The organism is Vibrio sp. Y58_MX_L22 (assembly GCF_024181865.1).
Lineage (GTDB): Bacteria > Pseudomonadota > Gammaproteobacteria > Enterobacterales > Vibrionaceae > Vibrio > Vibrio alginolyticus.
Genome location: NZ_JAMZAN010000001.1, coordinates 1040702 through 1056870, shown reverse-complemented (window position 1 = coordinate 1056870; position 16169 = coordinate 1040702). Strand labels below are relative to the sequence as shown.

Here is a 16169-nt window from a genome sequence, read left to right as displayed (position 1 = left end):
CTTAGCTTATCGAATAATACCAAGTTCTCTCGCCGACATTCAGTAGAAGTCTTATCTTTTGCTAGCTTTGAATATTGATGCATGATAACCATATCGAGAGTGAATTGCTCTTTACTCGGAACAATGTTCTTATCCCAATCTTAAAATAGTAAAGATTGGGTATTTGATTAATCAATAAAAAACTGTGTGGAAGAACAATGTTCCGAATGATAAGTAGGATGATCTTCCTTTTAATAAGCTAGGCTTCCAGACTTAATCATTAAAACTAAAGAGATAATCTTCTAAAAATAGAATTAATTTAAAATTATGAGAACAGTATTACAATTAATAATAAAAAGGCCGAGATAAACTCGACCTTTTTATCCAACGCTTAACCGCCAGTTGGCGCGGAAGTAACCATCTATTAGCGGATAAAATAGTGATACATTTACTTGTGTTAAAACTAATTTTTCTTTAAGCCACTTTCTAGATAGAAGCTCTGCTTCTTGCTACGGGATTTAATATATTATATTGTTTTTTCTTAATCAAGAGTTTTTTCAACTTGACTAAAAAGTTTTTTATGTATAATAAAAACTTGTTTAATTGGGTAATTAGTAATTAATATGTTTATACCATGAGTCTATTTAGGCTAAATCCGTATTAGGACAAGATTTTGTTCCTCTCATGTTTTTATAAGTTCTACAATAGGGTTATTCTCAAATCAGAACAGTTTTCTCTTAGTTGAAAGTCACTATGAAATGGGCTAGTGCACTGACTGTTGATACTGCGAGAACACTGTTCTCGCTCAAGTCATTAAAAACTAAAGATTGAGCATTCGATTAACACATAAAAATGCAAGGAATATAACGGTATTCTGCTTAGGTATACTTATGATTTTGCTCACCTCTCTCCACGGTCGTCATGAAATGGAAACTCCTTTAACCTATGTTAAGCAAGTGTTTACAATGTATAACACCTGCCTAACGATGATACTCCGAGAAAGTTGTTCTGTTTTTTGATAGGAACCTTTATCTACTTGGTGTGTTGCTGGTTGTGGATAGATCAACAAACTCAATCTAATACTAGTGACTTAGTTTTATCTATAAACTCTTCAAGTGATAAAATTTCATTCCGTATATCTTTATGAAAACTCGAATGGATGGGACGTGGGACAACAAGTTTTACGTTTGAATCTTTCATTTCTTTAAATTGGTTCTTAGAAACGCCCTCTTGTAGAGTAAATAGATAGACATCATTGATTCTATCGGCTTCATTTAGAACTTGTCTCCATCTATCTTTACATGTGGTTTTTACGGCCAGCATGCGAAGTTTATCTGATGGATATGATAAATCATGGTAAGCGTTTGCTGAAGGAAATAGGAAGTCAGGCTTTTTATTGTTTTCGGTTTTTGCTTGCGTTTCGAACTCTGTCAATCCATTTTCTAGAAAAATGTGCTCTAAATGTAATTCTAGCGACTTCCCTGATCTAGACTTTCTACGATTACTAATTGAGTTTGCTAAAGCTATAAAGTCATCGACACTAGTGAATCCCGACTTGATCAATTCAAGCACATGGACTTCTTCAATTTTTTTAAATAGTGAGTATTCTGCTTCCCTTCTAAGGAGTAGTTTTTTATCAGAGGTATCAGCTTTAATATCAAACACCTGAGTTAAGTAATTTATTATTTCTGTTCCGCTAGGGAACTTAATGTTCCATTCTTCTGGTATTGGATAGTCTTTCGATTTCCAGTCATAGCTCACAGTACTCCCTGATATTACTTTATTAGCATCGGTGAATATAGAAAGCCCAGGGAGTAATTCTCCTGTTAATGTTTCTATAAAATTCTCTTCTTCTAAACTTCTACATACCCATACATCGATCAACTTAGAATCACAATCTTCATTTTTACAGAACGCAAGCACTACAATAGCACCTGTGTTTTCATGGTCTTGTAGAGGTGATTTAGAGCCTCCCCATGAAGTGATTCTCATCTCATTACGTGTCCCATCAAAAAACTTATTATTGTAATAGATAGCTCTTACTTGCTTTTCTAAGAAGTCATGTGAGCTAGTTTTTGCTGTCAGATAAAGAGATGGATTTTTTGTATCAATTCTATTAATGGATGGGAACAGAAACGTCATGTAACCTTTGGGTATGTAGACACCTACTTGATGTGCTCCTGATGCACCTGTGTCATTTGCTGAAAGCCTCTTAATGTAAAAATACCAGTCATCAGAGCTTTTTGACCGAAGCCAAGTTTTTATATCATTCATAGTCATAACTTACTTTTTGTTTAATTTTATTTTAAATCAGATGGTTACATTTTGGCCTTTAAAGTTTTTTATTTTAGTACACTTACAACTGTATAAAAACACAACCTCCTGGTACAATGGGTCAAACATGTACCAGAAGTGAGCACAAACCTCCCATGCTTGATAACGTTATCAGACTTGGCGATGAGCTTTATGAGAAGCTACATCGAGAAGACAAGTATGTTAGTTCAAGATTAATCAAACTCTTAATAGAGATCTACGATCAAAAGAACTTAGCTCGTAAATTGAACGAACTTGGATTTAAAACAGATAGGAAAGCGCTTAGTAACTGGAAGAAAGATCCTGATAAGCATCCACTATTGTTATCTGAAAAAGAGAGAGCATATATCTCTAAGAAACTGCTACCGCCTAAACCAAAGCATTGGGACAATCCCAAGTTTACCTTTGTTGATCTTTTTGCTGGAATCGGTGGATTGAGAAAAGGGTTTGAACAGGTTGGTGGGAAGTGTGTATTTACCTCTGAGTGGGATGATAAAGCAAGAAAGACGTATCTAGCCAATCACTATGTAGGTGAGAGTGAACTCCCATACTTTATTGATAGTGAAGACGAGAACCCTGATAAAAATCAGAAATATATGGACATAACCAACATAACCCTAAGTGCTGACAAAATGGCTACGGAAGAAGAGAAAATTTCTCATATTCGCAAGCACATTCCTGCACATGATGTGTTACTTGCAGGTTTTCCTTGTCAACCTTTTTCAATAGCTGGAGTTTCAAAAAAGAATTCTATGGGACGTTCCCATGGATTCGATTGTGATACTCAAGGAACACTGTTCTTTGATGTAGAAAAAATACTAGAAGCTAGAAAGCCAAAGTTCTTCGTTTTAGAGAATGTAAAGAACTTAAAAAGTCATGATAAAGGTAATACTTTTGCAGTAATTGTCAGAGCTTTGGATAAGCTTGGATATTGGATTGCTGACATCACTAATGAAGGAGATGATATAGAGGCAGCCATAGAGAGGGTTCGTAAAAGGAAAAAAGAACCTGTAGTTATAGATGGCGCTGACTTTCTCCCTCAGCATAGAGAAAGGGTTGTTCTGGTTGGGTTTAGAAAAGATTTAGATTTAACTTATGATCAATTTTCTCTGGTTAACTTACCTAAACCGCAAAAGCGTTTAACTCTGCGGGATGTTTTATGCGAGTTATCACCTGAAGAGTTAGATCGTTATACACTTACTCCAAATTTATGGAATTATTTGTATAACTATGCTCTTAAACATCAAACTCAAGGCAATGGTTTTGGTTTTGGTTTAGTTGATCCTAATGATGAAAGCGCAGTAACGCGTACTTTATCTGCGCGTTACCATAAAGATGGCTCTGAGATACTTATAAACCATAATGGTTTGGAAACCAGTTATTTAGAAAGCAGAAAAGCAGAGTGTATCCAAAAAATACAAGAAAGACATGCATATGTCGATAAGAAGGTAACTGAGTATTTACAGAGTGAACCTAAAGCAACAAATGCAAAGTTGTCTGAACTGAGAAAAGAAGCTGAGTCAGAGTATAACGAAAGATTTGGGCGTTATGTTAGCTATGATTCGTTTAACCCAGAATATCGCACACCTAGACGCCTTTCTCCTAAAGAGTGTGCAAGGTTAATGGGGTTTGAGAAGCCAGAAGAGCTGCGCTGTGAAGGCGATGTGGATTTCAATATTGTATGTGCAGATACTAGTGCTTACAAGCAGTTTGGCAACTCGGTAGTTGTTCCTGTCTTTACAGCTGTTGCTGAACTATTAGTTCCATTCATTATGCAAGAAAAGGAATCTAATCCAGAAGAGCGTACTGAAAGTAAGCTTGCCATATAACTTCTATTGTTAGTCCAATTGGCAGCATATATATGCTGCCAATTCTCAATTCTTTAGCTTTCACTGTCTCTAAAGCCGTCTAGTTTTGCGTAGTTAGATGTTCTTTGGGAAAGAGATAGCTTCGCTTTATTTGTTGTTCCGCTAAATCTACCGATTTCAAAACCCAGAGACTTCATGAGTTGTCCAAAATACAGCATCTTTTTATTTGTCGTGCTGTTGGTGTTGAGTGATAGGGGGATGTGAGTATCTTTGTGCAGGGTCCAATTGACTAAGTCCCGATTTTCGATCATCAGATTAACAAACCCTAAAATCTGCTCCCTATGGATCATGATAGAAGATGATTGAGCACTGAACTGGTGCCCTTTGAACAGACTCTCGCTGATTAAATTCGCCAAGCGGCGATATTTTGAGTTTTTGCTGTCATCTTCGTTTGGCGCTGGAACAGAAAACAACTTGTCGAAGAGCTTTCTGTTCTTGGAAAACAGGAAATGAAACTCGATATCTTCTTTTGTGACTTCAGTCAGGTGATAGTAGTTTTTGATTGTATGCTTCGAGATGGCTGCGTTGTCACTGGCTGTGCGCTTATCAGCCATCATAAGCCGCTTCACGTCATGCTGGGTTAAATCGACAGCTTGCATAATGGCGTTGACCAACGCCTCTCTGTAAGCTTTTAAATATTGCTTGTTCGTTTTAGACCCACAGCTCTGTGAGTACACTGAGGATGGTAGCGAATCAACATGAAAGCCGAGTTCCTTCAATGTGATCCATAGATGTAGCCCCAGAGGTGTGGTGAACTGTGATTTCACGTTACCGAATGCAATCTCTAGGTGGTCTGTTGGCGCTGAGTGAATATTCGCATTGTAGACTCTTGCCCTTGTCGGGCGGCAGAAGAAGTCTTGATGGGCATCTACGGTGAACCAAATCTCCTTTGCTTTACGGAATCGACGTGCGAAGTTAACTAGTTCAAATGGATTTAGTGTTTTGTCACAGAATACGACAACTCTATTGGCAAAGTTTTTGACGATTGAGAAGCCTGACCCTAGACAGGGAGAAGCGATAATCGCTTTGTATTTGGAGATTTCTTCATTCGGGTTAGCCAGAAAAGCACGTTGTGCGTCCATTCCTTTATTCTCCCCGTGAATGACTAGCACACCGTCGTTTAGAGCCGCAGTCTCACTATCTAAACCTTGTTTGTCCTCATAACCAAGTTGTTTAACTACTCCTCGAAGTGTCACTAGCGAGTCAAAGAGAAACACCTTGTCCTCCAACAATTTGGACTTGAGATCATCCTGACTATAAAGATACTGATTTTTATCTGTGATAACTGCTTCAATTCCCAGATATGGGTTTTTGTCGCACTGGATTAAAGTCACGTCACCTCGTAAATCCTTCAAGAAGCCTAAACTAATATCGGAAAGATCAGCATCGCCCACAATGACTTGTGGAATGGAGCGAATAATCTCAGACAAGCAATGAAAGACGCGTTGTTTAGGCATTTGTAGTGAATGCTCCGAACACACGACAGTTGAAATTACTTTCTCAAACTCATCAATAATCAAGGTATCAGCATTGTGGCAATATGCTTGGATATGTGCTTTCCACACACTATTGACGACTAATCCCATCGCTTTCGACTGTTCAAGCTGAGTTAAGTTTTGAGTGGTATAGCTGACCGCATGATTTTGAATGCAGTATTGTTCTACTAAAGCCATCAGGTGAGAAAGATATACCACGGATTTATTGTTTTGCTCAGCTAGCTGAGTAATAGGGCCAAAGACGTGTTTCGTTTTACCAGTCCCTGTTGCAGATTTAATCGCAAGGGTTCGCTCATTGGCTAGCGCTTCACACACTTCTGGACAGTCGAGAGTTGAAGTACGGATTGTTTTCGTCGGCGTTCTAAGCTTCATAAAATCTTGAACTGACGAATGATAGTGGTGTAGCTGTAGTTCAAGGCAATCTAAAACTTTACTTAGGAAATTATTGTCTTTGTGAAGATAGAAACGGTAAGTTCTCAAGCATGATTTAGCATCGGAACAGATCAGAGGAATTGTACGGACTAGTTTTTTAGCTAGCCAGTCAATGATTTCGTCACTCCGCATGCCGCAATTCGTCAACTGATAGCAAAGAGATAGATACTGGATTGTATCGTTGTAGTCTTTCAGACAGTAGTGTCTCTTTGACGCTAAATCATAAAGATCACACCTAGCGTGGCGATAATTAATCATCATGAAATCTACAGCTTGATCAGGGAGCTTTTTTGAATCAATGATTAACTTGATGCTATTGAAGCCAGCATCACGGTAATAGCGGATAACTTCAGCTAGGTTGTTTTTGTCGTTGCGAACAGCAACGACCCTGTACTTGTCATGATCGAAGCTTAGAGACTCGCCGCTAAGAATAGCGACTGAGCAGGACTCTGTTGAACGAACCAGTGTATGTTCTGAGGCTTGAGATTGCGCGATAACGTTCATTTATTCTTATTTCCAGTAGAACGTAAAAGTGCAAAGTTTCTAAGTAATATATATAACTAAAGAACTCTGCACTTTTACCAGCATGCTAAAGCATGCAGTAAACAATTGATTTATTTGTGCTTAGTGAGAGTTTTTAGTTATGCGGCTAGTGCATAGAGACTGTTGTCGAAAAGAGACTGTCTTTGCTCAACAAGATGAGAAACGGTTTGCTGTAGATCTTTGCCCAATGCCATGGCTGCGATAATTGCATCGACTTCATGAGATAAGAAACCAACAGAGTTTGCACCAAGTGGAATTGAAGGTGGGAATGTTCCATCATTGATTTTGCGATGGAGAGTCGCTCTTGAGAATGGAACGCGCTGTAGAACGTCAGATTTACGTACGATTTTTAGAAGAGGAGTTGTATTTACAGACATAACGATAACCTACATTAATTCATGTCTAGTACTAACTTTATATTCCAATACTTACACTGATCCACGGAAGTTTATTATCAGTGAAGGAACACCTAGATGGGACTGAAGCCTATTGGGTTACAGACTCATTCCTTAACAATTAAAGGAAGGTATTCGTATGTAATGGAATAGTGAAGACTTCAAAAAAAGGCTCCGAAAGTTAAGTTAATACCAAAACAATAAACAAATAGTTAAACCGAAGTTTAACGGGAATAAGTTACGTCGCCGCGTAGCGGACTTTAAATGTCTGTTTCCTATGTAAAAAATTAAATATTTAGACGCGATTTAAAATAATGCGGGTGATTCTCATCGTCAATACAAAATCACCCACATGTCGTTTATAGTGTGACTCGTGTCACTTATTTTGATGGTTTTGCAATAGTGTTAGCAGTTTTAGAAGCATCGAATATGAAGTTACTCCACCATTCCATGATCTTGCGGCGTTCTTCCAAGTATTCAGCATTGTTGTAGATGTCACGAATCGTGTTCTTGTCTACGTGTGCTAAACACAGCTCAATAGCATCTTTGTTGAAGCCCTGTTCGTTGAGCGCTGTACTGCCAATTGAGCGTATACCATGGCTCACCAACTTTCCCGCCATACCTGCACGTTTCATTGCAGCGTTGATACTTTGACTGTTCATGTGTTTGTCTGCTGAGCTAGCGCTTGGGAAAACATATCGTTGACCGAATGATATAGGCTTCATAAAGTTCAATAGCTGTAATGCAGCGTCTGAAAGAGGGATCTTATGGTCGCGTTTCATTTTCATTTTATCTCGACCAATGATCCAAAGCCTGTTTTCGAAATCTATCTCATTCCATTCGGCTCTAGCGCACTCATTTGGGCGGGTTAGCGTGTGAAGCTGAAACTCAAAGGCGCACCTAGTGGTAAGCTTGATATTTGCCAATGACATTTTTTGCATAAGAATATTTAGCTCATCAGGCTTTATCGTAAGCATGTGTTCAGCTTTTGGCTTTTTGAAAGCTTTCGAGATTTTTTCGAGCCGATTGACTTCAACTTTGCCGCAGTGATGTGCATACGTCATAATCTCGTTCAAGCGCTGACAGACGCGTCTTACTGTTTCTAAAGCTCCTTTCGCTTCACAAGGCCGTAATGTTTGAATCACTGTTGGAGCACTTAATTCGCTAACTGGCATATTTCCTAAGTTAGGGAAAATATGAAGCTCAAGAGAGCGCCAAATGTCATCTGCATAATCATCTGATACATCATGCTTCTTCACTTCAAACCATTCTTCAGCGACAGCTCTTAATGTGTGAGACTGTGCTATCTGAGTATTAAAACGTTGGTTATCTCTGTGAGTCTTAGGATCTACACCCTCTGCTACCAACTGTCGCATGTCTCTTGTTTTTTCTCTCGCGGACGCGAGAGTGATGTCAGGAAATGCACCAAGACTGATGTTCTTACGTTTTTTAGTAGTTGGATGGATATAGTTGAAAATCCAAAGTTTTGCGCCATTGGGCTTTACACGTAAGTACAGACCATTGCCATCGGCAAGCGAATATTCTTTCTCTAAGGGCTTAGCTTTGGTTACTTGAGTCGGTGATAAGGGCTTGATTTGCTTAGCCATTTTAATAGTTCCTTTCTGATGTAACACTAATTTGTGTTGTTATTGGTTAGTGTTACGCAGAATGTTACTAAATGACTGAGATTAAGTGAATCTCGATGAGACGCCCTGAACCACTTAAAGCTAGATAGGACAAGGGTTTAGAAAAGAAAACGGGACGTCCTGAGACGTCCCGTTACTAGTGATTGGTGGAGCTGGCGGGAGTTGAACCCGCGTCCGAAAACCGTTCATCATTGGTACTACATGCTTAGTCGATCTTTAATTTCGCCATCCACCTGCGAACCGACACGCTAATGAATGACTAGCCTGAATTAAAATTCGCCGTTCATCTCTCAGGCGGGAGAATCCGGGCTAGCGCGTTTGGGTTTGATCCCTCGTTATTCCCCGTCTTACGTGCGGAAGCTAGGGCGAGAGAGCTCTTAGCAGGTTATTAAGCTGCTAGTGCGTAGTTTTCGTCGTTTGCGACTATTTTTTTGCGGTTTGTTAACGAGGCCTACCGCACCTCGGCATGCACCTCAGACTTCTGAATTCCCGTCGAATCCTAAATCAGCCCCAGGTAATATTCGCATAGTAACAGAAAAGCATTGGCTGTCCAGTACTATGCGTTTAAGTGGTCAAGATTAACGCAGCGCGCTCTTCATTACGCGTGCTTTTTCTCTTGCCCAGTCTTTTTCTTTTAGATCCGTACGTTTATCGTGCAGCTTTTTACCTTTTGCTACGCCAATTTTTAGTTTCACCCAAGAGCGAGACCAGTACAGTGAGAGGGCCGTTAATGTCATACCTTCACGGTTTACACGTCCGAATAGGTTATCCAGCTCACGACGACTCATTAGTAGTTTACGCACACGTGTAGGGTTCGCCACAACGTGTGTCGATGCCTGATTTAAAGGAGTGATTGTCATGCCACTCACAAAGGCTTCACCGTCACGCATAAATACGTAACTTTCAGAAATATTGGCTTTACCTTGGCGAAGGGCTTTCACTTCCCAACCTTGGAGCTCCAAGCCAGCTTCGATTTCATCATCGATGAAATACTCGTGGCGAGCTTTTTTATTCAGCGCGATAGTATTGCTACCCGCTTTTTGTTTCGTTTTTTTCTTTGCCATAATAGCGTCATTATACGGGTTGGATATCGGATAGGAAATCCTTTTATTTGCGCAATCGTGGAATAAAAGTAAAATTGGCGAGTAGCTTTAAATCTGTACATGTATCGATAGGAGTATGTATGAAGCAAGTCAGCCGTTCTGCGCTTGTGTCTTTTAGCGCCGAACAGATGTTCAATCTGGTTAATGATGTTGCTAAATACCCTGAATTTCTGCCTGGTTGCTCGGGCTCTAGAATCATTGAGTCTTCGGGGAATGGTATGGTGGCTTCTGTCGATGTGGCGAAGGCTGGAATCAGCAAAACGTTTACGACTTCAAATGAGTTGATCCCCGGTCAGGCAATTATGATGAACTTGGTGGATGGCCCGTTTAAGACGTTGCGTGGTGGTTGGATTTTTACCGCGCTAGATGAGCAAGCTTGCAAGGTTGAACTAAAGCTTGAGTTTGAATTCTCAAGTAAAATGATTGAGATGGCCTTCGGTAAGATTTTTAACGAGCTTACTAGTAATATGGTAAATGCATTTACTAAACGCGCAAAACAGGTCTACGAGTGTTATGAGTATTGAGTCAGATATGATTCACGTTGAGGTTGTCTATGCTCTTCCTCATGAACAGCGTGTATTTAACTTAGTGGTAAATAATCACGCAACGGTAGAAGAGATCATTCGACAATCCGGTGTATTGGAGTTGTACCCTGAAATTGATTTGTCCAAGAACAAAGTGGGTGTGTTTAGTCGTAACGTGAAGTTGGATGCGACCGTTCGAGATCGAGACCGAATAGAGATTTATCGTCCGTTACTTGCCGATCCGAAAGAGATTCGCCGTAAGCGGGCGGAGCAGGCTAAAACCGAGGGGAGTGCAGACCCAGTCACCGGTGGCAAGCCTAGTTCTGTACGTAAAAATAAGCAGGATTAATATAAACCCAATAGCTCATGTGAGTTACTCAAAGTTTGACTAACGTGATTTCTATATAATAAAAAACCTCCCAAACGGGAGGTTTTTTTGCAAAAGTCAGTTTACTGAATTTGCTCGTAAAATGCGTCACTTTTTGGAAAGTCACCACTGATGTCTGCGAGTGTGCCTTGGTCATTAAAGTTTACAATCAGATCTTTCTGTACTGGTTCGCCATGGCCAGGAGTATGATGATAGATGTAATACCAAGTGTTTGGATAGCCGTTTTCAATAAGCATTGGCGACCCTAATACGAAGCGAACCTGTGCTTTAGTCATCCCAAACTTTAATTTATCAACCGCACTTTGTTCTACATAGTTGCCTTGGTTGATATCAATACGATAAACCAGTCTTTCCAATACCGAACATCCTGTCAGCAATGTCATTGCTAATGGTACGGCAACTAACCACTTCTTTAATTGCATAATAATTTCTTAGTAACCTTTAAAATACTGCGCTGATAATAAACAAGCTCGACGCAGATGTAAAAAGCTATGCGTCGTATGGTAGACAATCTGACAACGAATTTTGAGTTGAGTTGCATTTATTCACCGATATTAGGCGGTAAATGTCACCACATGACGTATTAGTTAGGTGACGAAGAGCACATTTCAATCGGAGATAGGGTGATGGACGCTTTCAGCGGTGAGCCAAGCCTAGTGACTCGTTAGTCGGTTTTGGCGAATTCGCGTAATGCATCACCTGAAAAACGATAATACTCTTTTTCATGAATTAGTGTTGCACCAATTGAGCGGTAAAACTGACCTGCGGTAGGGTTACTACTTTCAGCTGTCCAGTCCAACCTTTGGCATCCACACTTGATCGCCAAAGATGCCAGACACTTCATTAACTTGAGACCAACCCCTTTTCCTCGAACCTTCGAAGATACGAACAGATCTTTTAAGTACATCTGCCCTGAGAGCTTTGGGGGCAGGGAACATGACGGTATAAGATGCAAAGCCTACGACGTCATCATTATCGTAAACCGCAATGATATGAACGCCAGAATGTTCAGAGAAAACTTGGTTCTTTAGATAATGGACCAGATCGTGTTTTGATGAAGCTTTTTCTTTGAAGTAGTAATGTTCTAACTCAATAAAAATAGGGATGAGATCTAAGCAGTTGGTTTTGTGTATTGCTCTGATATCCATTTCTCATCCCTTGTCGATTTATTAAGCGGCGATAAGCAGTTCTTTTGCGTTTGCCAACGTTGAGTCGGTTATTTGACTACCCCCAAGTAAGCGAGCTAATTCTGCCACACGTTGTTGTTCATCTAATGCGTGCATTTGGGTTTCGGTTTGGCCTGCTTTGGTTTGCTTAGCTACAAACATTTGTTGATGGCCGCATCCGGCAACTTGAGGGAGGTGAGTGACACACAATACCTGAGTAGATTCGCCAAGCTTGCGTAGCATTTTGCCCACTACGGCAGCTGTTGGGCCACTAATACCTACGTCCACTTCATCGAAGATTAAACTTGGTGTATCTACTTTCTGAGCGGTGATTACTTGGATCGCTAGAGAGATACGTGATAGCTCACCGCCTGACGCAACTTTTGCTATAGGTTGCAATGGTTGTCCCGGGTTGGTCGATACTAAGAAGCACACGCTGTCCATGCCAAGCGGCGATGGGTGCGTGTTGTCATTGCTAACTTCGATACTGAATACTGCTTTCTCCATGCTCAATTCGTGCATGCTTTGTGTGATCAGTTTGTTCAGTTCTTTTGCGTAACGGCTGCGTGATTTGTGCAGTTTTTCTGCTTGTGTTAGAAAGCTTTGGTACTTGTGTTCTACTTCTTGAGCAAGTTCATCTAAACGTTCATCGGAGCAATCTAACGCTTCTACTTGGGCCAGAAGATCTTGATGATGCTGGTAGAGTTCTTCTGGCATTACGTGGTGTTTACGAGCTACAGACATCACTTTAGAAAAACGTTCTTCTACATAAGCCATACGAGCTGGATCAACATCGATGCCATCTAAGTAGCTGCGTAATTCATTCTTCGTTTCTTCAAGTTGAATCATCGCTTCTGACAGCATGTTAGGTAGCTCAGATAGCTTTTCATCTAATTCGGCTAATTGAATTAGGGAGTGATTGGCCGATTGCAAAATACCAAGCGCATTGACTTCTTCACCTTCGTAAATAAGTTCGATGGCTTGCTGACAGGTAGTGGCGAGTTCACCACTGTTGGATAGTCGTTTATGCTCTTGCTCGAGCTCTGCAAATTCTTCTTCACCTAGCGATAACTCATTCAGTTCTTTGATTTGGTATTCAAGCAACTGTTTTTGCGCCTGGTTTTGCTGGCTATTTTCTTTTAGCTGCTTGAGGTTATTATCCGCCTGACGCCAATGCTGGTAAGCACTTCGTGTGCTTTTTAGTAGGTTTAAATGCCCAGCATATTGGTCGAGCATGGCCATTTGGTGCTCACTTTTCATCAATTGATGATGAGCGTGCTGCCCATGGATATTGATAAGTAGCTGCCCTAGAGATTTGAGTTGTGATAGTGGAACAGGGCTGCCATTAATGAAGGCTCTTGAGCGGCCTTCTTTTGTGATAATACGACGCAAAATACACTCACTGCCATCTAGCAGATCGTTATCTTCTAACCAACGTGTTGCATGTAAGTTGTTGTCCAATAAAAAAGCGGCGCTAACTTCGGTTTTCTCTTCACCTTGTCGCACCATGCCGGCATCGGCTCGTCCGCCTAAGCAGAGCCCTAAAGCATCGATAGCAATGGATTTACCCGCGCCTGTTTCACCTGTAATGGTGGTCATGCCCTTAGAAAGCTCGAGTTGTAAAGACTTAACAATCGCAAAATTATTAACACTTAGATGAGCCAGCATTTTATTTACCTGTATAACTGAACAATACTGTATAAGAGAACAGTATATACTGTTTCTTTATACAGTAAAGTCAGGTGAGGAAAATTTTCTTTGTAGGCTGTTTTTTTGTGATGAAGTGGGAAAAATGAGCCGATGTGATTACAACGACTCATTAAAATTGAACAGGTTACGGACGAGTTGGGTTAATCGTTAGTGGTTCTAGTGTGACGACTGCATTCACACCTGCACCTGGGTGATCCACGTATGAAGTGTCTTGCATTAGAGTGTAGTAAACGTCGACGAAGTCATCATCATTCGTGAGTACACCATCGGGGATAGTGTCGATGATCTTGTTCGTGATTTGCGGAATAATCGCGTAAGCCTGAACTTCTGGATCTGGAATCGCTTTCAATACTTCTTCGGCAACTTGAACAAGGAGTTTTGCCAATTGTTTATAGTCTGTGCCGTCATCTTGCTCCATGAGCACAATGTCTGCCGCACCCCAGCGGTAACGAGACCAGTGAATAATGATCTGATTTGGATAGTAATCTTGGTTATCGTAGTCTAAGTATGGAAGCTCCACCAAATCGAGAGTAGGTTCATCACGACTTGGATTGACGCCCGTTACGATAGCGTAGATTTCTGCCTTGCCAGAGATCCAAGGTTCTTTGTCATCGGCTAGACGGATCTTTTTCAACTGAGTGGTTTGAATTGGAGCCGCTTCGCCCACTGCGCTACTTGACAATAGCGGTGTATTTTGGCGTTGTTCATCAGCAATATATGGTTGAACTAAAGCTGGTTGACCGAGTTTTTTCATCTCAGCTTGCATAGCTTGCAAGCCTGCTTTTAACTCTGCAGAGCTATTGTTATCAACGACAAGTACAGGTACCTCAGGGAGCTGGTAAACATCGAGTTGATGGATGTTGCCATAAACATCAAATGCTTCGATGTATTGCCAATTCTCATCATCACCACTTGGTTCAAATGCAAATAATGGCTCGACCTCGCCACTTTGCCATGCTGTTATCATGGCTTCATTTGCCAAGCGAACTTCTAACAACTGATCTGAGTATTCAGAAATACCTTTCCAGCTACGAATTTGAGTGTCAGCTTGTACAAGCTGGCGGCTGAACTCTGAGTTAGGGTTTTGCTTAACAAATGCTGATACAGACACGTTAGTCTGTTGCGGAGTAATATCTCTTCTCAACATGGGTTCAATGGCAGCATAGTTCTCACTCAATTGTTGAGCTAGGGCACGCTTCGTCTTAGTGATATCTTCCGCTTTTGCGTTGGATACACTGTTGACTTGCGTTTCCTCTGATTGGCAGCCAATAAGTGCTAATGTACTGAGAACAGACAGAATGATGGTTTTCTTCATAATATGTCCTTTATTGATTGTATGAAATAGAGTTAATACTCTATTCATGGTGAGAATATCACCGGACATAGATCATTGAATTTGCTTTTCTATCTTTTGTGTAAAGTTTGCCCACAGGATCAAAATTTATAAGCTTCTCTTTAATGATGACAAATATCGTGTCGCCTCACTACTTTGTGTCTATTTCTTGTCTAAGAAAGCCAAAAGCCAGTAGCAATTGAGCTGCTGGCTTTTTTATTGAAGTTATTACCCTGAGTAACAAGTGTTAGAACAATTTACTAGACCAGCCAAGCTTATTCCGTAAGACGTGATAGTAGCTGTAGTCTTTTGGATGGATGAGCTTTAGTACATTTGGACTTTGATAGATGTGAATTTCGTCGCCAGGGGTAACTGGAAGCGAGACTTGTCCATCACAGCTAACTTCTTGTGTTCCACGGTTTTCTGGTGATACCACCAATTTAATTCGACGTTTTCCATCAACCACCAAAGGTCGACTCGACAATGTATGAGGGAACATTGGCACGAGTGAAATGGCATTCAAGCTAGGAGAAAGAATTGGGCCGCCGCCAGAAAGTGAATATGCCGTCGAGCCAGTCGGAGTAGAGACAATCAAACCGTCGGCCCGTAAAGAGAAGGCGAAGCTTTCATCAATATACACTTCAAATTCAATCATATGAGCAATTTGCCCTGGGTGAAGTACGGCTTCGTTTAGCGCAGCGTTATGGCTCTTTATTTGTCCGTGGCGGTGTACTTCCGCCTCTAAAAGAAAACGCTCCTCTTCAATGTACTCACCGTCGAGTACCGCTTGCAGAGACGCTTGGAAGTCGTCTGGGTTCAAGTCAGTTAAGAAGCCCAAATTTCCGCGGTTCACGCCTATAACTGGTACATCAAATCGGGATAAAATTCTTGCTGCACCTAGCATGTTGCCATCGCCACCAACCACAATGGCTAGATCGGCATTTTTTCCTAGTTCAACTAAGCTAGCAAACTGACTCTGTGGGATATCATCCAGTATTGCGGCAAGGCGATCGTCAATGAATACTTTATAGCCCTCAGAGGTCAACCATTGGTACAACTCTTTATGAGTTTGAATTGCTTGTTGATCTCTTGGTTTTCCGATAATCGCGATCACGTTACATGGATTTTTCATAGCATTTCCGCATTAAAGAGGCTTGAATCAGGAATCTTCATCCCCATAATAATGGCAAGTCACCTAAATATGCGAATTTTTATGTGGTTAAAGCCCGCAAAAACGCGCATGGCTTTAAGGGCATTATGTTGAATTCTGGAG

General features: G+C 40.8%; 12 protein-coding genes, 1 other RNA gene and 1 pseudogene. 3 read left to right on the top strand and 11 right to left on the bottom strand.

The genetic code is table 11. From position 1 onward, the window contains the following. Positions 1-1050: 1050 nt before the first annotated feature. Positions 1051-2259: a type II restriction endonuclease gene (locus NL626_RS04650; protein ID WP_243357280.1), complete on the bottom strand. Its 1209-nt coding sequence runs from the start codon at positions 2257-2259 to the stop codon at positions 1051-1053. A 149-nt stretch (positions 2260-2408) separates the two neighbouring features. Between NL626_RS04650 and dcm the strand changes: the two genes are divergently transcribed. Then, a complete protein-coding gene (dcm, locus tag NL626_RS04645; protein WP_153646051.1) occupies positions 2409-4121 on the top strand; it encodes a DNA (cytosine-5-)-methyltransferase in 1713 nt (570 codons plus the stop codon). A 53-nt stretch (positions 4122-4174) separates the two neighbouring features. Here the strand turns inward: dcm and NL626_RS04640 are convergent, their stop codons facing one another. The 5 genes from NL626_RS04640 to smpB form a co-directional block, all read right to left on the bottom strand. Beyond that, positions 4175-6592, bottom strand: a complete 2418-nt coding sequence (locus NL626_RS04640; protein WP_171933421.1) for a DEAD/DEAH box helicase — start codon at positions 6590-6592, stop codon at positions 4175-4177. Between the two features lie 137 nt (positions 6593-6729). Then, positions 6730-7008, bottom strand: a complete 279-nt coding sequence (locus NL626_RS04635; RefSeq protein ID WP_000115789.1) for an AlpA family transcriptional regulator — start codon at positions 7006-7008, stop codon at positions 6730-6732. A gap of 398 nt (positions 7009-7406) precedes the next feature. Further along, positions 7407-8633 (bottom strand): integrase domain-containing protein, encoded by a 1227-nt coding sequence (locus tag NL626_RS04630; protein WP_171933422.1) that lies wholly within the window; start codon positions 8631-8633, stop codon positions 7407-7409. 183 nt (positions 8634-8816) lie between these two features. Further along, positions 8817-9184: a transfer-messenger RNA gene (gene ssrA / locus NL626_RS04625) on the bottom strand. 66 nt (positions 9185-9250) lie between these two features. Further along, the gene (smpB, locus tag NL626_RS04620; RefSeq protein WP_005381642.1) at positions 9251-9736 is read right to left on the bottom strand and encodes an SsrA-binding protein SmpB; all 486 of its coding nucleotides are present in this window, start codon (positions 9734-9736) and stop codon (positions 9251-9253) included. A 119-nt stretch (positions 9737-9855) separates the two neighbouring features. Between smpB and NL626_RS04615 the strand changes: the two genes are divergently transcribed. Together NL626_RS04615 and NL626_RS04610 are read left to right on the top strand one after the other, a co-directional pair. Beyond that, on the top strand, positions 9856-10299 hold the full coding sequence (locus NL626_RS04615) for an SRPBCC family protein (protein WP_005381641.1): 444 nt from the start codon (positions 9856-9858) through the stop codon (positions 10297-10299). Next, the gene (locus NL626_RS04610; protein ID WP_025768875.1) at positions 10289-10648 is read left to right on the top strand and encodes an RnfH family protein; all 360 of its coding nucleotides are present in this window, start codon (positions 10289-10291) and stop codon (positions 10646-10648) included. The genes NL626_RS04615 and NL626_RS04610 overlap by 11 nt, the downstream gene beginning before the upstream one ends. A 101-nt stretch (positions 10649-10749) precedes the next feature. Here the strand turns inward: NL626_RS04610 and bamE are convergent, their stop codons facing one another. The 5 genes and pseudogenes from bamE to nadK form a co-directional block, all read right to left on the bottom strand. After that, entirely contained in the window at positions 10750-11109 is a 360-nt protein-coding gene (bamE, locus tag NL626_RS04605) for an outer membrane protein assembly factor BamE (protein ID WP_017820585.1), read from the bottom strand. Between the two features lie 242 nt (positions 11110-11351). After that, a pseudogene (locus tag NL626_RS04600) lies at positions 11352-11835 on the bottom strand (GNAT family N-acetyltransferase). Between the two features lie 21 nt (positions 11836-11856). Then, on the bottom strand, positions 11857-13521 hold the full coding sequence (gene recN, locus NL626_RS04595; RefSeq protein ID WP_005383750.1) for a DNA repair protein RecN: 1665 nt from the start codon (positions 13519-13521) through the stop codon (positions 11857-11859). Between the two features lie 166 nt (positions 13522-13687). Next, the gene (locus NL626_RS04590; RefSeq protein WP_005383752.1) at positions 13688-14878 is read right to left on the bottom strand and encodes a DUF3103 domain-containing protein; all 1191 of its coding nucleotides are present in this window, start codon (positions 14876-14878) and stop codon (positions 13688-13690) included. 265 nt (positions 14879-15143) lie between these two features. Then, positions 15144-16028, bottom strand: a complete 885-nt coding sequence (gene nadK / locus NL626_RS04585; RefSeq protein ID WP_005381631.1) for an NAD(+) kinase — start codon at positions 16026-16028, stop codon at positions 15144-15146. Positions 16029-16169 lie beyond the last annotated feature (141 nt).